This is a genomic window from Brevundimonas sp., assembly GCF_029946145.1.
Taxonomy (GTDB): Bacteria; Pseudomonadota; Alphaproteobacteria; order Caulobacterales; family Caulobacteraceae; genus Brevundimonas.
In genome coordinates this window covers 178,242-196,184 of the sequence record NZ_JAQSDY010000017.1, presented here as the reverse complement: position 1 = coordinate 196,184, position 17,943 = coordinate 178,242, and the positions used below count along the sequence as shown (strand labels likewise).

Genomic DNA, 17,943 nt, shown 5'->3' with positions numbered 1-17,943 from the left:
CTGGGTCCCGGCTTTCGCCGGGATGCACGGATGGAAAAGTCATCGCGCCTCGAACCCCGCCAGCAGTTCGCAGAACCACCGCCCCGCCGTCAGCGAGCCAAGGTCGCCGACCTCCAGGGACGGATCGTATTCCGTCAGGTCCACCGCCCGCACCTTCGGATGCGCCCCGATGACCCGCGTCGCGTCGAAGAAGTCCTGCGCCGAAACCCCGCCCGGCCGCGCCCCCGGCGACGCCGGCCACTGGCTTCGGTCGATCACATCGATGTCGAAATCGACGTAGATGACCTCGCACACCTCCGACAACCGCCACAGCTCCTGCCCGACCACCGTCGCCAGACCCTCATCCCGGCATTCCCGGGCCGTGCGCACGGAGATTCCCGCCGCCTTCGCCTTGTCATGCGCGCGGCGCGTATTGGCGAACGGCGCGAGCCCAACCTGGCTGATCCGCCGTCCGTCCAGCCCGTCCTCCAGCAGCGCCTGGATCGGATTGCCGTTGGTCAGGCCCTGATCCGTGTCCCTCAGGTCGAAATGGGCGTCCAACGTCAGAACGCCCGCCTTCCCGAGACCCAGGGCATGGACGCCCGGACGGGTGATCGCATTGTTTCCGCCGATCAGAACCGTGAGGGCGCGCGACCTCTGCGCCGCCGCAGCATCCCGCACAGGAGCGAAGGCGTCGGCGGGCGATACGCCCTTCAAGGCCACGTCGCCCGCGTCATGCACCCGCGTCGACAGCTCGCCCCCGGTCTCCACGTCATAGGTCGAGAACCGCGGCAACACCGCCCGGAACGCCTTCGGCCCCAGATCGCACCGGCCCGGCGTCAGCGACCGCTCGTTCAGCCCGGCGCCGATCAGGGCGACCGGAGCGTCGGGGTGGCAGCCGACGAGATCTGCGAGGCTCGTCCAGCGAAGGGCTTCTGAGTCTGTCATCCATCCACATAACCCCTTCTCCCCTTGCGGGAGAAGGTGGCAGCCCACAGGGCTGACGGATGAGGGGTCGAACCAGCCTGGACGTCCGGTCGAACGCTCCTCTGCGCCCCCACCGGTATGACCCCTCATCCGACCTCGCTGCGCTCGGCCACCTTCTCCCGCAAGGGGAGAAGGGGCTATGAACCCTCCATGACGACTCACACCACCCCCAACACCCGCGTCATTCGCAGCCCGCGCGGCCTCGAGATGACGGCGAAGACCTGGGCCGCCGAGGCCGCCCTGCGCATGCTGATGAACAACCTCGACCCCGAGGTGGCCGAGCGGCCCGAGGACCTCGTCGTCTACGGCGGCATCGGCAAGGCCGCGCGCGACTGGCCGTCGTTCGACCGCATCGTCACCGAGCTGCGCAATCTCGAGGCCGACCAGACCCTGCTGGTCCAGTCGGGCAAGCCCGTCGGCGTCTTCCGCACCCACACTGACGCCCCGCGCGTGCTGATCGCCAACTCCAACCTGGTGCCCAAATGGGCGACCTGGGAGCATTTCAACGAACTCGATCGCAAGGGCCTCATGATGTACGGCCAGATGACGGCCGGCTCGTGGATCTACATCGGCACCCAGGGCATCGTTCAGGGCACGTACGAGACCTTCATGGAGGCCGGACGCCAGCACTATGGCGGCGACTGGTCGGGCCGCTGGATCCTGACCGCCGGCCTCGGCGGCATGGGCGGGGCCCAGCCCCTCGCCGCGACCATGGCCGGCGCCTCCTGCCTCGCCGTCGAATGCCAGCGCAGCCGGATCGAGATGCGTCTCAAGACCCGCTACCTCGACGTCATGGCCGAGACGCTGGACGAAGCGCTTGCCCTGATCGAACAGGCGAAGATAGGCAAAAAAGCCATCTCCGTCGGCCTGTTGGGCAATGCGGCTGATGTTCTGCCTGAACTGGTCAAACGCGGCGTGCGGCCCGATCTGGTCACCGACCAGACCAGCGCCCACGACCTCGTCAACGGCTACCTGCCGCAGGGCTGGACCGTGGCGGAATGGGAGGACAGGCGCGTCTCCGACCCCGCCGCCGTCGAGGCCGCGGCCCGGGCCTCCTGCGCCGTCCACGTCCAGGCCATGCTGGACTTCCAGTCCGCCGGCATTCCCGTCACCGACTACGGCAACAACATCCGCCAGGTCGCCTTCGACGCCGGCGTGAAGAACGCCTTCGACTTCCCCGGCTTCGTCCCCGCCTACATCCGCCCGCTGTTCTGCCGCGGCATTGGCCCGTTCCGCTGGGCCGCCCTGACCGGCGATCCCGAGGATATCCGCAAGACCGACGCGGCGATGAAAAAGCTGTTCCCGGACAACGCCGGCCTGCACCGCTGGCTCGACATGGCCGGCGAGCGCATCGCCTTCCAGGGTCTGCCCGCGCGCATCTGCTGGATCGGCCTCGGCGACCGCCATCGCGCCGGCCTGATGTTCAACGACATGGTCGCTTCGGGCGAGCTCAGCGGCCCGATCGTCATCGGCCGCGACCACCTCGACTCCGGCTCGGTCGCCAGTCCGAACCGGGAGACGGAATCAATGATTGATGGGTCAGACGCCGTCTCCGACTGGCCCCTGCTGAACGCCCTGCTGAACACGGCCTCGGGCGCCAGCTGGGTATCGCTGCACCACGGCGGCGGGGTGGGGATGGGGTACTCCCAGCACTCCGGCGTCGTCATCGTCGCTGACGGCACGCCCGAGGCCGCCAGACGTCTCGAACGCGTCCTCTGGAACGACCCCGCCACCGGCGTCATGCGCCATGCCGACGCGGGCTATGAGATCGCGAAAGAAGCGGCCCGCGAACACGGCCTCAACCTGCCGAGCCTCGTTTGACTTCCCTTCTCCCCTTGCGGGAGAAGGTGGCTCGCGAAGCGAGACGGATGAGGGGGCTTCCCGCCATGCATCAATCGCCGGACCGGACCCGCCGCGCGCGCCGCCTGCGTTCGGACATGACCGGCGCTGAAGACATTCTTTGGGAGATGCTGCGGGGCCGTCGCTTCGAGGATCTGAAGTTCCGCAGGCAAGCGCCTGTCGCCGGCTTCGTCGTCGATTTTCTCTGTCCTGATCTGCGGCTGGTCATCGAACTGGATGGCGGCGTCCATGACCTCCGGGAAGCCGAAGACGCCGCGCGGGACGAACGAATCCGCCTCGCCGGCTACACTGTCCTGCGCTTCCGCAACAACGCCTTCACGACGAATCCCAACCTCGTCCTCGACGCCATAAGGCAGCACGCGCATCTTCCTTCTCCCCTTGGGGGAGAAGGTGTCTCGCGGCGCGAGACGGATGAGGGGTATATCGCCGCCAAACCGCCCTCACCGTCGACCCACCCAGTCTCGCCTCACCATCCCCCTCATCCGAGCGGCTCCGCCGCCCACCTTCTCCCCCAAGGGGAGAAGGGAGAAAAAGCATGACCCAGATCACAATCGGCTCCAGCCCGCTGACCCTGAGTCAGCTGCGGCAAACCCTCGACACCCCGACCACCGTCTCCCTCGCCCCCGCCGCCTGGACCGCCGTCGAGCGCGGCGCGGCCGTGGTCGCCGCCATCGTGGCCGAGGGTCGCACCGTCTATGGCGTCAACACCGGCTTCGGCCTGCTGGCCAACACCAGCATCGCCACCGAGGACCTCGAGACCCTGCAGAAGAACCTCGTCCTCAGCCACGCCTGCGGCGTCGGGCCCCTGCTGGACGACAGGGTCGTCCGCCTGCTGATGGTGCTGAAGATCGCCAGCCTGTCGAAGGGCGCCTCGGGCATTCGACGCAAGACGCTCGAAGCCTTGATCGCCCTCGTCAACGCCGACGTCCTGCCCTGCATTCCGTCCAAGGGCTCGGTCGGCGCCTCGGGCGACCTCGCCCCCCTGGCCCATATGTCGTGCGTCCTGATCGGCGTCGGCGAGGCGCGGCACAACGGCGAGACCCTGTCCGCCGAAGACGCCCTCGCACGCGTCGACCTCAAGCCGCTCGTGCTCGGCCCCAAGGAAGGCCTCGCCCTCCTCAACGGCACCCAGTGCTCGACCGCCCTCGCCCTCGCCGGCCTGTTCGCGGCCGAGGCCGCCTTCGCCGCCGGCATCGCCGCCGGCGCCCTGTCGGTGGATGCGCTCAAGGGCTCGGACGCCCCGTTCGACGCCCGCATCCACGCCCTGCGCGGCCAGCCGGGCCAGGTCGCCGTCGCCGCCCGCCTGCGCGCCCTGATGGCCGGCTCGGCGATCCGCGACAGCCACCGCGAGCACTGCCACAAGGTCCAGGACCCCTACTCCCTGCGCTGTCAGCCCCAGGTCATGGGCGCCGTGCTGGACGTGCTGCGCAACGCCGCCACGACGCTGGAATGCGAGGCCAACGCCGTCACCGACAATCCGCTGGTCTTCATCGAGGAAGGCGACGTCATCTCCGGCGGGAATTTCCATGCTGAACCTGTTGCTTTCGCAGCCGATATGATCGCCATGGCCCTGTGCGAGATCGGCAATATCTCCGAGCGCCGCACCTCCATCCTCGTCGATCCGAAGATGAGTGAACTGCCCGCCTTCCTCGTCAGGGAGAGCGGCCTGAACTCCGGCTTCATGATCGCCCAGGTCACGGCCGCCGCCCTCGTCGCCGAGAACCGGATGGTCGCCCACCCGTGCAGCATCGACACCGTGCCCACCTCGGCCAATCAGGAGGACCACGTCTCCATGGCCACCCATGGCGCGCGCCGCCTGCTGGACATGGCCGAGAATACCGCCGCCGTGGTCGGGATCGAACTTCTGGCCGCCGCCCAGGGGATCGAGTTCCACCGCCCGCTGACCACCTCGCCCGATCTGGAAAAGGTCTGGGCCATCGTCCGCGAGGCCGCCGCCGCCTACGGCTCGGACCACTATTTCGCGCCGGACATCGCCCGCGCCACGGACGGCGTCCGGGCGGGCCGCTACCGGACGTTCGCGGGCGATCTCCTGCCGTCGGCGTAGCCCACCCTTCCTTTCGTCATCCTCCGGCGAGCGTAGCGAGACCGGGGGACCCAGCGGCGCGCGTGAGCGCGAAGCTGCCGGAAGCACCGCTATACAGGTCGCCTTCGGCGCCGCTGGGTCCCCCGGTCTGCGCCGCGAAGACGCGGCTTGCCGGAGGATGACGAAAGCAGGAGGGCGCATCATCGAGACTCTCGCCCCTCCCGACCCGCTACTCTCGCCCCCGGATTCCGCTACTTTCGCCCCTTCGAAAAGCGGAATTCGAGCGGTCCGGACGCCCTGCGTCCGCTTCTGACGCACCCCCGCGTTGTAGTCCTCCAACGTCCGCAGGGCCTGGGTCTTTGACATCATGCACGACACGCCGCGCCGCCTCGGAGGCCCGGTTTGAAGGCCAGGCAGCCGGCCCGACCGCGGCCGAAATTTTCCGCACAATTTTTCGGGGCGCATACGAGACTCCCGCCCCTTCTAGTCCTGCAGCGGCGCCTTCCGCAGGGCCGTCAGATTGGCCGACCCGGTGCAGAAGCAGACGGTGCGCATCTGGCGGATCACGGTCTGGAAATGCTCGACTACCGCCTCGGTCGAGACCGTCGCGGCGGCCAGCACCCCCGCCGCCTGACCGACCATGTCGGCCCCCAGCCGGATGGCCTTGGCGGCATCCACGCCGTCACGCACGCCGCCTGAACCGATGATAGTGGCCTTCGGACAGGCCGCCCGGACCTCGGCGATCGCCCGCGCGGTGGGGATGCCCCAGTCGGCGAAGGCGGCGGCATGGGCCTTGTCGACCTCGCCTGCCGACCGCTCCCCCTCGACCGTGGCCCAGTTCGAGCCCCCGGCCCCTGCCACATCGACCGCCGCCACCCCCATCCCCAGCAGCCGTTTCGCCGTCGCCGCCGACATGCCCGCGCCGGTCTCCTTGACCACCACCGGGGCGTCCAGCGCCTTCACCAGGGCCTCCAGCGCCGCGCCGACGCCCCACCAGTCGCGGTCGCCCTCGGGCTGGCAGGCCTCCTGCAGCGGGTTCAGATGTACGATCAGGGCGTCGGCGGCGATCATGTCCAGCACCCGCCGCGCCTCATCGACGCGAAAGCCGCGCGTCAGCTGGGCCGCCCCGATATTGGCCAGGATCGGCGTGTCGGGCGCCCTGAGCCGCAGCGCCATGTCCAGCCCCGGCGCCCCGCCGCTCTCCAGCGCCGCGCGCTGCGAACCGACGGCCAGGGCGATGCCCAGCTGCTGCGCCGCCTCGGCCAGCCGGGCGTTGATCGCCTCGGCCCGCGCCGGTCCCCCGGTCATCGAGCTGATCAGCAGCGGCGCCTTCAGCCGCCGGCCGAGGAAGTCAGCGCCCAGATCGATCTTGCCGTGATCCAGATCGGGCAGCGCCTCATGGACGAAGCGCACGGCGGCCAGGCCGCTGTCCAGGCCATGGCGCGCCCTGCCCGACAGGATCACGTCCAGATGCTGGTCCTTGCGGGCGGTGATGTCGGTCACGCGGCTTCACTCCACTCTCCCCGCGACCCTAGCGGCGTCGCGTCCCGGTTGGAACGCCCTGCGGCGCGGCGTATCCTCCAGCCATGATCCCCGCCGCCTTCATCGCCGTCGCCCTCGGCGTCTTCGCCCTGATGGAGGGCGTCGCCTGGTGGTCGCACCGCTACGTCATGCACGGCCGGGGCTGGGTCTGGCATCGCAGCCATCACGAACCCCGCACCGGCGTCTTCGAGGCCAACGATCTCTACGCCGTCGTGGGCTCGATCGCCGGAGTAAGTCTGTTCGCCCTGGGCTGGTGGACGGGCTCCTGGCTGATCTACGCCGTCGCCACGGGGGTGACCCTGTACGGCGCGGCCTACGCCATCTTCCACGACGGCCTGGTGCACCAGCGCTGGCCGTTCCGCTGGGTGCCGCGCCATGGCTATCTGCGCCGCCTGATCCAGGCCCACCGCCTGCACCATGCGGTCATGAGCCGGGGCGGCGCGGTCTCTTTCGGCTTCCTGATGGCGCCTGACCCCGGGGCCCTGCATGCCGAGCTGAAGCGGCTGCGCACGACGCGGTCAGACCCGGGTCCAGAGAGCAGCGCGCGGCGGCGGGACGCGGCCCTTGTCCAGGGCCTGGGTCCAGATCGCGATCAGGAACCCGCGGCCGAACAGCCATAGCTTCATCGGCTTTCGCACCACCACCCGCCGGGCCCAGACGCCGGGTCCGCGCCGGCGCACCTTGCGGCCGATCTCGCGATACACGCCCCGCGCCGCCGCGATCGCCATGGACGACCGGAACGGCAGGCCCCGCAGCCCGTCGCGGGCGCTGTCGTAATAGGGCTCGGCCAGCTTCAGCAGCCGCGTCGTGACGGCATGGACCCTGGCCCGATTGGCCGGATCGGCCACCGCATCGGCTGTCGGCTTCAGACCCGCCTCGACCAGCCAGTCGGCCGGCAGATAGACCCGCCCGTTCTCCGCGTCCTCGACCACGTCGCGGGCGATGTTGGTCAGCTGGAAGGCCAGACCCAGATCCTGGGCCCGGCGCAGCACCTCGGGGTCCGATGCCCCCATGACCCGCGCCATCATCACGCCGACGACGCCCGCGACATGCCAGCAATAGGCCATGACGTCGTCGATGGTGCGGTACTGGCGATGGTCCACGTCCATGGCGAAGCCGTCGATCAGGTCCAGCGGCCAGCGCTCGGGCAGATGATGGCGCTGGGCCACCCGCTGGAAGGCGGCGAAGGTCGGGTCCGCCATCGGCTCTCCCGCCAGCGCCCGCCGCGTCTGGTCGTACAGATCTTCGAGCCGACGGCGCTGCTCTTCCGGCGTGATCTCCTCGTGGCCGTGGCCATGGTCCTGCCCGTCGATGGCGTCGTCACAGGCCCGGCACCAGGCGTAAAGCAGCCAGGCGTCCTCGCGCACCTCCGGATCGAACAGCCGCGAAGCCGAGCGGAAGCTCTTCGAGCCCTTGACGATCGAGACCCGCGAAGCTTCCAGAATGGCGTCGGCCGTGGCCATCAGCTTCCCTGTTCCAGCATCAGGCCCGCGGTCGCCCTGGCCGAGCCGACGACGCCGGGAATGCCCGCGCCGGGATGGGTCCCGGCCCCGACAACATACAGGTTCGGGATGCGGTCGTCGCGGTTGTGCGTCCGGAACCAGGCGCTCTGGGTCAGGATCGGCTCCAGCGAGAAGGCGCTGCCCAGATGAGCGTTCAACTCGCCCTTGAAATCGGCCGGGGTGAAGATGCGGCTGGTCACCAGATCGCGCTTCAGGTTCGGGATGTAGCGCGCCTCCAGATAGTCGAGGATCCTGTCGCGATATCTGGGCCCCTCGACCTCCCAGTCGATGTCCGCCGCCCCCAGATGCGGGACCGGCGACAGGACATAGTGGGTCGAGCACCCCGGGGGCGCCATGCCGGGGTCGGTGGCGCAGGGGCTGTGCAGATAAAGGGAGAAGTCGTCAGGCAGCGTCGGCCCCTTGAAGATCTCGCCGATCAGATCGCGGTAGCGCGGACCGAAGCAGATCGAGTGATGCGCCAGCTGCGGCTGCGGCGTCTTCAGCCCGAAATGGCAGACGAACAGCGACATGGAGAACCGCCTGGCCTTCAGGGACTTCGCCTTGGCCTTGCCGCGCGGCGTATGGCCCAGCAGCCGCTCATAGGTGTGAACCACGTCGGCGTTGGAGGCGACCATGTCCGCCGGAATGACCTCGCCGCCCTCCAGCGTCACGCCCGAGGTCCGTCCGTCGGCCATGTCGATCGAGCCCACCGGCGCGTTCAGCCTCAGATCGCCGCCCAGATCGGTGAAGAACCGCGCCAGCCCGGCGATCAGGGCGCCGGTGCCACCCTTGGCGAACCAGACGCCGCCGCGCCGCTCCAGCGCGTGGATCAGGGCGTAGACCGAGCTGGTCTTGAACGGATCGCCGCCCACCAGCAGCGTGTGGAAGCTGAAGGCCTGCCGCAGCTGCGGGTCCTTGATGTGCCGCGCGACCATGGCATGGACGCTGTTCCAGCTCTCCAGCCGGGCCAGTTCGGGCGCCGCCCGGATCATCGACCAGAAGCTCTGGAAGGGCACCGCACCCAGTTTGACGTAACCCTCCTGGAACAGCTCCTCGGAATAGGCGTGGAAGCGGCGATAACCCTCGACATCGGCCGGATTGAATTTCGCGATCTCGGCGTCCAGCACCGCCTGATCGTTGGCGTAGTTGAAGCTGCGCCCGTCCTCCCAGAGCAGGCGATAAAAGGGATCGACCGGCAACAGCTCGACATAGTCGGACAGCCGGCTGCCCGTGCCGACGAACAACTCCTCCAGACAACCCGGATCGGTGATCACCGTGGGCCCCGCGTCGAAAACGAAGCCCTGATCGTTCCAGACGTAGGCCCGGCCGCCTGGCTTGTCGCGTTTCTCGACCAGCGTCGTCTTCACGCCCGCCCGCTGCAGCCGGATGGCCAGGGCCAGCCCGCCGAAGCCCGCGCCGATCACCACCGCCCGTTTCGCCGCCCGGTCTCTCACGCTGATGATCCTTGTCCGGATTCGCGCAACTGCCGCAGGGCCGCCGCGACCGGCACGGGTGGTTTTCCCGCGAGAATGCGGACCTTGTCGAGCACGGTGCAGCGCCCTGCGTAGAAGCGCCGCACCACGCCCTCGGGCAGGCCGTAGAACCGCTGGAATACTCGCCAGCGCTGGCCAGGATCCGCCGCCCGGAACAGCATGCGATTCAGCAGGCGATAGAAGCCCCGTTCCCGCCACAGCCGCTTCGATCGCGCCTCGGTCAACGCCCTCAGCGAAGCCGAGCCGAGATCGGCGGCCGCCGAGATCTCGCGCGCCAGTCCGACCGCGTCTGGCAGGGAATAGCCGGTCACCGGATGGAACAGGGCGGCCATCAGTCCCGCGCGGGCGGCGGGCGGACCCTCGGCCCAGAACGCGTCGATGTCGCCGTCGAGAGCGATGGGCAGCACGCCCTCCTCCTCACAGATCACCGCCTCGACGGTCCAGCCGCGAGATCGCGCATAGGCGTCGATGCGGCCACCCAGCGCCGCCCGATCCAGTTTCGGGCTATCGCTGTAACAGGTGTCCTCGACCATGACAGTGCGCGCGTCTAACGGCAGGAGGTAGACGAAACGATAGCCCCCTGTCTGGGCTACGGTGGCGTCCATGATCGTCGGCCGGATGAGGCCGTGGGGTTCACGCAGACGCAGGGTGCGCCCCAGGAACACCTGCCATCCCAGGTCGAGATGGGCCGTAGCCCGCGGGCCCCGCGCATCGATCACGCCGCGCGCCGACAGCCGGCGCCCGTCGGTGAGGACAACGCCCTCCTGATCCACGGAGTCCGCCTCGCCCAGGACCAGCCGGTCGCCCAGAAGCGGCGCCACCGCTTCGTGCAGCGCTTCAGAGGTCAGGCTGTTGTAGGCCGTGGAGAGCGTGCGGCTGCGGCCGGGAAAATAGACCTCGTGCCCCGCGGACCAGCGATGCGCGACGGCCGGCGTCAACCAGGCGCGATCCGCCTCGTCGAGATCGCTGTCGAAGAACGACCAGGTGTGCCGCCCGCCCAGCTGGGCCTCGCGTTCGACCACGGCGACCCGCACCTCGGGCCGGTCCAGCGCCAGCCGCCATGCAGTCAGGCAGGCGGCCAGACCGCCACCGACGAGGATCAGGTCGAAATCGTCAGCCGGCCGCGCCATGCCCCGGGTCTAGCACGTCCCGCGAAGGGCTTAAGGCTGCTTCTCGACGTTCAGCGCATAGGCGCCTGTCTGCCCCTGCTGGAAGGTGCCGGCCCGGATCTCATAGATGCCGTCCGCCGGCGCGGTCCATTCCAGCTTGGCGTGGGTGTCCGACAGGCTGTCGTCGTCCGATCCCAGCACTTCGAACGCGCCGTCCTTGTCGCTGCCGACCACGACGAAACTGTCGACCTCGTTCGAGACCATTGTGATCAGCAGCTTCTCGTCTTCCTTCAGTGTGACCCGGTAGGCGTCATAGAAGCTGTTGTCCTCGGCGGTGGCGTCCGCCTCGGTCAGGGTTCCGCGCGCGGTCGCCCCGACCAGCAGGCTGCCCGGCCGGGGCTGCGGACCCCTGTCGACCAGTTCCAGTGAATAGAGACCCTTGCCCTCCGTTCCCAACGGCAGGGCGCGCAGCACGTAGTCCCCATCGTCCGGCAGGGTGTAGCTGAGCCGGGAATCGGTCCCTTCGCCCAGCCCGTCGTCGTCGGAAGCCAGGGCTTCGAACTCCGCCCCGGCGCGGCCGATCTGCAGAAAGGTGTCGAAGTCGCCCGAGCGCATGATCCCCTGGATCCGCTGGCCGGCCAGACCGGTCAGGGCATAGGCGTCGAAACCGCGATTCTCGCTGTCGATCGAATCGCCGTCGCCGATTTCGCCCTGAAGCGTTTCGCCGAAGGCCAGGGCCTGGGGCGGCCGCTCGGGCTCGATCTCGGTGATGCTGAGCGAGTAGCCGCCGGTGTCCTCAGAGAAGGCGCGGGCCTCGACGATGTAGTCGCCCGTGCGCGACAGGGTGAAGGTCAGGCGCGAGTCCGTGCCCTCGGCGGCGCCGTCGTCGTCTTCGGCCAGGCTGACGCGGTTGTCATCGAACAGCTGCAGATAGGTGTCGAAGTCCGAGGAACTCATGTCGATACGGACCCGCTGTCCTTCGCGGCCCGCGAATCTGTAGGCGTCGGCGGCCCGGCCGGACTCGCTCTTGCCGTCGCTGGCCGTCAGTTCGCCCTGGACCGTGGCCCCGATCTCGATGGCCTGGGTGGGAGCAGGTTCGGGGCCCTGGGCCACAGCGAGGGTGTAGCCCCCCTGACCCGCAGCGTTCAGCGAGGCTGCCCGAATGACGTAGTCGCCAGCCGCGGGCGCCGTGAAGACCAGTCTGGAGTTCAGGCCGGTGTCCGGACCATCGTCATTCATGGCCAGTTCGGTGAAGGCGCCGTTCTCCATCCGCCCGACGCGCAGCACCGGGTCGAAGTCCTCGGACGTCAGGTCGATGGCGAATCGTTCGCCGGAGCGCGCCCGGACGGCGAAGGCGTCATAGTTCCCGCCGTCGTCGGTCTCGGGATCGGTCGACGCCAGCCGGCCCTGCAGGCTCTGCCCCGGTCGGACCCGGGCCGGGCGCGGCGCGGACCGGGCCTGCGGCCGCTGGGTAAGGCCCAGGGTGTAGGCGCCGCCTTCGAGCCCCGACAGGGTTCTGGCCCGCAGCACATAGACCCCGTCGCGATCAGCGGTGAAGCGCAGCCGCGAATCCGTGCCTTCGCCCAGACCATCGTCGTCGGTGAAAAGCGGCTCCGCGGCGGCCTCGGGGCCGTAGACCTCCAGATAGGTATCGAACGCGGCCGAACGCATGACCGCCTCCAGCCGCTGGCCCGCGCGCACGCTGATTGCATAGCTGTCATACCGGTACCCGTCCTCGGGCCCGGTCGCGTCGCCATCGGCGATCTGGCCGGTGACGCTGTCTCCGGGCGTCAGCTGGGCCGGCGTCTGGGCCAGCGCCGGGGCCGCGATCAACAGCGTCAGCGCGCTGACGGCGGTCAGTATGGTGTAACGGCGCATGGAAATCCCCCGATTGCGGCCCGTTATCATAGACGCCGAACCGCGCCCTCTGTAAATCGCGGCGAGCGCGCCTTTCCCCGCAACCGGAGCCGATTTCCATGACGGCCGATCCCGCCCCCGCGACCCTTATCGACGGCAAGGCCTTCGCCGCCGGTCTGGTCGACCGGGTGGCGGCCGCTTCCGCCCGGCTACAACAGACCCAGGGCGTAACGCCGGGCCTGGCCGTCGTCATCGTCGGCGAGGACCCCGCCAGCCAGATCTACGTCCGCAACAAGGGCGAGACGACCCTGCGCGCCGGCATGCGATCCGACACCCATCGCCTGTCCGATGCGGCGACCCAGGCCGAACTGCTGGCCCTGATCGCCGACCTGAACGCCGACGCCGGCATACATGGCATTCTGGTGCAGCTGCCCCTGCCCGCCCACATCGACTCCGCCGCGGTTCTGGGCGCGATCGACCCTGACAAGGACGTCGACGGGTTTCACGTCGTCAATGCGGGACGGCTGGCGGTCGGTCTCCCGGGGCTGGTCCCGTGCACGCCCCTGGGTTGCCTGATGCTGTTGAAGGCGGAGCTGGGCGACCTGTCGGGCCTGAACGCGGTGATCGTCGGTCGCTCCAACATCGTCGGCAAGCCGATGGCCCAGTTGCTGCTGGGCGAGAGCTGCACGGTGACAGTCGCCCACTCGCGCACCCGCGACCTGCCCGCACTGTGCCGTACCGCCGACATCCTGGTGGCCGCCGTGGGTCGTCCCGAGATGGTGCGCGGAGACTGGATCAGGCCCGGAGCGACAGTGATCGACGTGGGCATCAACCGCGTGCCGTCGCGCGATCCGGTCAAGGCGGCCGAGGGCAAGACCCGCGTCGTCGGCGACGTGGCCTTCGAAGAGGCCCGCGCCGTCGCCGGACGGATCACCCCGGTGCCCGGCGGCGTCGGCCCCATGACCATCGCCTGCCTGCTGGCCAACACCTATACGGCCGCATGTCGGGCTGCGGGCGTCACGCCTGAAACGCTGGACGCTTGAACCGCCACCGCTCAACCCCGATACTCGGACTCTGGTCTGTCAGGAGATATCCATGATCCGGTTTTCGCCCCGCCTTTCGGCTCTCGCCGCCGTCGTGGTCCTGACACCCGCGGTTGCGGGTTGCGGAATCAACTCCATTCCCACCAAGGAAGAGGCCGCCAAGGCGCGCTGGGCCGACGTCCAGTCGCAGTACCAGCGCCGCTCCGACCTGGTCCCCAACCTGGTGGCGACCGTCCAGGGCGCCGCGATCGCCGAGCGCACCACCCTGACCCAGGTCATCGAGGCGCGCGCCCGGGCCACCGGCGTGACGGTCACGCCCGACACGCTCAGCGACCCGGCCGCGTTCCAGCGCTATCAGGCCGCGCAAGGCCAGCTGTCGCAGGCCCTGTCCCGGCTGCTGCTGGTGGTCGAGCGTTATCCCGACATCAAGTCGAACCAGAATTTCATCGCCCTGCAGTCGCAGCTCGAAGGCACCGAGAACCGCATCGCCGTGGCGCGGCGCGACTACAACGAGGCCGTGCGCGACTACAACACCAGCCTGCGGACCTTCCCGACGGTGATCTGGGCCAAGACCATCCACGGCGGATCCGAGCCGATGCAGCTGTTCACGGCCACGGAGGCCGCGCAGACCGCGCCCAACGTCAATTTCGACGCCCTGAACCCCGCCGCACAGCCCGGCGGAGCGGCGCCCACCGTCGCTCCCGGCGCAACCCCGCCAGCAGCGCCGACGGCCCAGTGAGCCGCATCCTTCCGGCGCCATCGATCAGCCGGGCCGCCGCCTTCCTGACGGTCCTGCTGGCCGCGGTCTGGCTGTTCGCCACGGCGGCGCTGGCCCAGACGGGCCCGACCTTTCCGCCTCTCAACGGCCGGGTCATCGACCACGGCGACCTGATCTCCGATACGAAGGAACAGGCGCTGGCCGACAAGCTGGCGGCGCTTGAGCGCGACACCACCGATCAGGTGGTGGTCGTGACCGTGCCGGATCTTCAGGGCTACGAGATCGAGGACTACGGCTATCAGCTGGGCCGCGCCTGGGGCATCGGCCAGGCCGGCGGGAACAACGGCGTGCTGCTGATCATCGCGCCGAACGAACGCAAGGTCCGGATCGAGGTCGGCTATGGTCTCGAGGGAGTCCTGACCGACGCCCTGTCGGCGCTGATCATCCAGAACGAGATCCTGCCGTCGTTCAAGGAAGGCTTCTACGAGCGCGGCATCGAACAGGGCGTGGACGCCATCGACCGGCAGCTGCGGCTTGACCCGGCCGAGGCCCAGGCTCGGGCCGCGGCCGCCGAACGGCCGAAATCCTCGCCTCCCATCGGCGTCGCCGCCGTCATCGCCATGATCTTCATCATGCTGATGCTGCGGCTGATCGGCGGCGGCGGACGGGGACGCAGACGGCCCAGCGGCCTCGGCCCTGTGTTGATCTGGGCGGCGTCCGAGGCCATGCGCAACAATGGTCGCGGCGGTGGAGGCGGCTTTGGTGGCGGAGGCGGCGGATTTGGCGGCGGCGGAGGCAGTTTCGGCGGCGGGGGCGCTTCAGGCGGATGGTGATCAAACTGACCCCCGATGTGCATGACCGCGTCGCCGAGGCGATCAGGGCCGCGGAAGCCCGCACCTCTGGCGAAATCTTCTGCGTCATGGCGCGGCGCGTCTCGTCATACCGCGACGTCTCGCTGGGCTGGTCGGCGGCGGCGGCCCTGATCCTGCCTCTCGGTCTGATACCGTTCGGCTTTGAGCCCGCCTGGGTGCCGGGGCTGGGCGGCAGCTGGGAGGCCGCGCATCTGGCCGCCCGCGACGTGACGGTGGGCCAGGCGCTGGGCGCCTACGCCCTGATCCAGGCGACGCTCTTCCTGATCGTCTTCCTGCTGACGTCCATTCCCGTCGTGGCGCGGGTCGTCACGCCGCGCAGCATACGGCGGGCGCGGGTCCGCAAGGCGGCGCTGGAGCAGTTCCTCGCGCACGGCCTTCACGTCACCGAGGCGCGAACCGGCGTCTTGATCTTCGCCGCCCTGGGCGATCATCAGGTCGAGGTTGTCGCCGACGAGGGCATCTACAGCAAGGTCGATCATGCGGTCTGGGCGGACGCCGTCGAGGTTCTCGCCAAGGGCCTGCGAGGCGGAGACCCCGCCGGTGGCTTCATCGACGCCGTTGGGCTCTGCGGCGCCGTTCTGGCCGAGCATTTCCCGCCCGATCCGCGTAATCGGAACGAGGTCGAGGACAAGCTGGTTGTGATCTGATCCGGACGCGCCGCCGCTGTGCCGTCGCATTCACCGTGGTATTGGCTGGCTCGCCGCCACACCCGCTGGACCTGCTCCTGACTCCATGCCCCGCCTGCTGACCTACAATGTGCATCGCTGCGTCGGCGTCGACCGCAGGCTCGACGTCGCCCGTATCGCGGGCGTCATCGCCGAGCACGAGCCCGATATTGTCTGCCTGCAAGAGCTGGATGTGGGGCGGAAGCGGACCGGGTTCGTCGATCAGGCCCAGTCCATCGCAGACCAGCTGGCCATGACCTTCCACTTCCACGCCGCGATGCGCGTGGAAGCCGAACAGTATGGCGACGCCATCCTCACCGCCCGTCCCGAACGGCTGGTGAAATCAGGTCCGCTGCCCACGATCCGCGGCGTGCCCGGTCTGGAGCCGCGCGGCGCCCTGTGGGCGGCTATCGATATCGACGGCGCCACCCTGAACGTCATCAACACCCATCTGGGACTGGTTCCGCGCGAGCAGCGGCTTCAGGCGGCGGCGCTGGTCGGACCGGACTGGTTGAGTCATCCGGACTGCACGGGCCCCACCCTGCTGACCGGCGACTTCAACGCCACCTCCGTTACCCGCCCCTATCAGGCGCTGGCCTCGAAGCTCGCGGACTGCCAGCGCACCCTGGGCCTGCGGCCGTCGGTCAAGACCTTCCCTTCCAGCTTCCCGGCCATTCGCATCGACCACTGTTTCACCAGTCCGGAAGTCGTGGTGACGGCGGTCAAGGCGCCGTTCTCGCCGCTGGCCCGGATGGCGTCGGACCATCTGCCCCTGATCATCGATTTCGAGATCAGGCCGACCCGGGGGCCGGCAGGGTCCGATGCGAGCGGGTCCGGCGCTTCCACGGCCTGAAGGCGTCCCGGGTCGAGGTCGGATCGCCCAGCTGGAATTCGGCGATGATCCGCTCGGCGCGTGACGGGGGCTCAGCGCCCAGCGTATGCATCCGGCCATTGTCAAACCGGTGGATGGCGTGGCCGACCGATCCGGCTATCGCCTCGGCCGCCGCGAACTCACCCCCCTCGATACCGATCCAGTGGCCGATCGTTCGGTGCCGGAAAGCGCGGATGGCGTCGCGGCCGGCCTGGTCGCGGGGTTCGGCCGCAACGTCGCACTCCGTGTCGAAGCCGAAGGAGCGGTTGTTCAGATTGGTCGAGCCGACGCGCAGGACCGCGTCATCGTAGATCGACACCTTGGCGTGGACGATGATTCGCTCGCCGCCCTTGGTGTAGGGTGTGAAGGCGCAGAAGCGGTTGTGCCGATCCGCCTGTTCGAGCCGGAACAGGATTTCCGACCGGGCGGTGTCCATGGTCATGCGGTCGAACCAGCTGGGGCTGCTGCCAGTCGAGACCAGAACGATTTCCGGCCCGTTCTCCTCCGCCAACCGCTCGGCGAGGGCCGTGGCGATGACGGGCGAGGTGAAATACTGGTTCTCGAAATAGATCAGCTTCTTCGCGCCGCGGATGGCGTCGAGGTGCAGCGCCTCATTTTCGCGCACTTCGGACCGCCCACCGGTGGCCGGCTCGGTACGCGAGATCGCCACAGGCACATCGCGCATGACAGGTTCCACGCCGTCGGGCCAGGGATCGGTGTCCACAGTGTCCGGCACCGTCCGCTCCCAGGTCGAGCGGAACCAGCGTTCGCGCGCCAGGTCGCCCAGAGCCCGCGCAGCGGCTCCGTCCATGACCGTCATGACCTCGTGGCGCGGCGAAGGGATTTCTCCTGACGGCTGGCAACGTCGCGGGTCGCCGTCCAGATGCTCTTCGGAATCCCAGCGGTCGGTCGAGATGTCCCCGCCGCCGCAGAACGCCACGGCGTCGTCGATGATGACCGCCTTTTGATGGTGACAGGCGCCGATGGGGCCGGGCTGGTCGAGCCGGAACTCGACCAGCCGCTTGCGGAACCAGCCTTGCGCCCTGTGCGGATAGAACCCCTGCGACGCCGCGATCAGCAGGGGTGACTTCCAGATCAGCAACCGGACGTCCAGCTCGGGATTGGACTTCACCAGCATGCGCAGTTGGTGGCCGATCTGGGCCTGGTGGTCATTGTGGGCGCTTTCGGGATCCAGCCGGGTGCGCGGGTCGAACTGCCAGCCGAGGATGACGATGGAGCGGCGCGCCTTGGCCAGGGCCGAGCGCAAGGCCTCGAAATAGGCGGCGTTCTCCATCAGCACGGCGAAGCGGTCGGCCGTCTCGACCCGCCAGCAATTGGCCCCGGGTCTCAGCAGGCTCTGACTGTGTTCGTCCCCAAAATCTGTCATGGCGTTGGATTGGC

The 17,943-nt window shown here is 69.0% G+C and carries 16 protein-coding genes; 9 read left to right on the top strand and 7 right to left on the bottom strand.

All coding sequences use genetic code 11. The annotated features are described in order from the left end of the window. Positions 1-39: 39 nt before the first annotated feature. Positions 40-927 carry an agmatinase family protein gene (locus tag PSV23_RS08085; protein ID WP_300467691.1) on the bottom strand — a complete coding sequence of 296 codons (888 nt, stop codon included), beginning with the start codon at positions 925-927 and terminating at the stop codon, positions 40-42. A gap of 189 nt (positions 928-1,116) precedes the next feature. Here PSV23_RS08085 and hutU point away from each other — a divergent pair, with 189 nt between their 5' ends. The 3 genes from hutU to hutH all read left to right on the top strand — a co-directional run bounded on the left by hutU (position 1,117) and on the right by hutH (position 4,891). Further along, positions 1,117-2,787, top strand: a complete 1,671-nt coding sequence (gene hutU, locus PSV23_RS08080) for a urocanate hydratase (protein WP_300467689.1) — start codon at positions 1,117-1,119, stop codon at positions 2,785-2,787. A gap of 65 nt (positions 2,788-2,852) precedes the next feature. Further along, the gene (locus PSV23_RS08075) at positions 2,853-3,365 is read left to right on the top strand and encodes an endonuclease domain-containing protein (protein WP_300467687.1); all 513 of its coding nucleotides are present in this window, start codon (positions 2,853-2,855) and stop codon (positions 3,363-3,365) included. Beyond that, on the top strand, positions 3,362-4,891 hold the full coding sequence (gene hutH / locus PSV23_RS08070) for a histidine ammonia-lyase (RefSeq protein ID WP_300467685.1): 1,530 nt from the start codon (positions 3,362-3,364) through the stop codon (positions 4,889-4,891). The genes PSV23_RS08075 and hutH overlap by 4 nt, the downstream gene beginning before the upstream one ends. Before the next feature lie 462 nt (positions 4,892-5,353). Here the strand turns inward: hutH and fni are convergent, their stop codons facing one another. Beyond that, the gene (gene fni / locus PSV23_RS08065; protein WP_300467683.1) at positions 5,354-6,373 is read right to left on the bottom strand and encodes a type 2 isopentenyl-diphosphate Delta-isomerase; all 1,020 of its coding nucleotides are present in this window, start codon (positions 6,371-6,373) and stop codon (positions 5,354-5,356) included. A gap of 83 nt (positions 6,374-6,456) precedes the next feature. Here fni and PSV23_RS08060 point away from each other — a divergent pair, with 83 nt between their 5' ends. Then, complete coding sequence (locus PSV23_RS08060) at positions 6,457-7,032, top strand: sterol desaturase family protein (RefSeq protein WP_300467681.1); 576 nt, start codon at positions 6,457-6,459, stop codon at positions 7,030-7,032. On the opposite strand, the gene PSV23_RS08055 is transcribed toward PSV23_RS08060, so the two are convergent. The 4 genes from PSV23_RS08055 to PSV23_RS08040 are packed head-to-tail and all read right to left on the bottom strand — an operon-like array spanning position 6,931 to position 12,394. Next, positions 6,931-7,875 (bottom strand): phytoene/squalene synthase family protein, encoded by a 945-nt coding sequence (locus tag PSV23_RS08055; RefSeq protein ID WP_300467679.1) that lies wholly within the window; start codon positions 7,873-7,875, stop codon positions 6,931-6,933. The genes PSV23_RS08060 and PSV23_RS08055 overlap by 102 nt on opposite strands. After that, complete coding sequence (locus PSV23_RS08050; RefSeq protein ID WP_300467677.1) at positions 7,875-9,368, bottom strand: phytoene desaturase; 1,494 nt, start codon at positions 9,366-9,368, stop codon at positions 7,875-7,877. Before PSV23_RS08050 ends, PSV23_RS08055 begins: the two co-directional genes overlap by 1 nt. After that, positions 9,365-10,537 (bottom strand): lycopene beta-cyclase CrtY, encoded by a 1,173-nt coding sequence (crtY, locus tag PSV23_RS08045; protein ID WP_300467675.1) that lies wholly within the window; start codon positions 10,535-10,537, stop codon positions 9,365-9,367. Before crtY ends, PSV23_RS08050 begins: the two co-directional genes overlap by 4 nt. 30 nt (positions 10,538-10,567) lie before the next feature. Then, positions 10,568-12,394 (bottom strand): PPC domain-containing protein, encoded by a 1,827-nt coding sequence (locus PSV23_RS08040; protein WP_300467673.1) that lies wholly within the window; start codon positions 12,392-12,394, stop codon positions 10,568-10,570. A gap of 98 nt (positions 12,395-12,492) precedes the next feature. Between PSV23_RS08040 and PSV23_RS08035 the strand changes: the two genes are divergently transcribed. From PSV23_RS08035 to PSV23_RS08015, 5 genes are all read left to right on the top strand, one after another. Next, positions 12,493-13,416: a bifunctional methylenetetrahydrofolate dehydrogenase/methenyltetrahydrofolate cyclohydrolase gene (locus PSV23_RS08035; RefSeq protein WP_300467671.1), complete on the top strand. Its 924-nt coding sequence runs from the start codon at positions 12,493-12,495 to the stop codon at positions 13,414-13,416. A 52-nt stretch (positions 13,417-13,468) separates the two neighbouring features. After that, positions 13,469-14,155, top strand: coding sequence for a LemA family protein (locus PSV23_RS08030; protein ID WP_300467669.1), 687 nt, complete (start codon positions 13,469-13,471; stop codon positions 14,153-14,155). Beyond that, positions 14,152-14,967 carry a TPM domain-containing protein gene (locus PSV23_RS08025; protein WP_366524229.1) on the top strand — a complete coding sequence of 272 codons (816 nt, stop codon included), beginning with the start codon at positions 14,152-14,154 and terminating at the stop codon, positions 14,965-14,967. The genes PSV23_RS08030 and PSV23_RS08025 overlap by 4 nt, the downstream gene beginning before the upstream one ends. Further along, positions 14,961-15,653 carry a TPM domain-containing protein gene (locus PSV23_RS08020; protein ID WP_300467667.1) on the top strand — a complete coding sequence of 231 codons (693 nt, stop codon included), beginning with the start codon at positions 14,961-14,963 and terminating at the stop codon, positions 15,651-15,653. The genes PSV23_RS08025 and PSV23_RS08020 overlap by 7 nt, the downstream gene beginning before the upstream one ends. An 85-nt stretch (positions 15,654-15,738) precedes the next feature. Further along, positions 15,739-16,524, top strand: coding sequence for an endonuclease/exonuclease/phosphatase family protein (locus tag PSV23_RS08015; RefSeq protein ID WP_300467665.1), 786 nt, complete (start codon positions 15,739-15,741; stop codon positions 16,522-16,524). Here PSV23_RS08015 and PSV23_RS08010 read toward each other — a convergent pair. Further along, positions 16,463-17,929, bottom strand: a complete 1,467-nt coding sequence (locus tag PSV23_RS08010; protein WP_300467663.1) for a phospholipase D-like domain-containing protein — start codon at positions 17,927-17,929, stop codon at positions 16,463-16,465. The genes PSV23_RS08015 and PSV23_RS08010 overlap by 62 nt on opposite strands. Positions 17,930-17,943 lie beyond the last annotated feature (14 nt).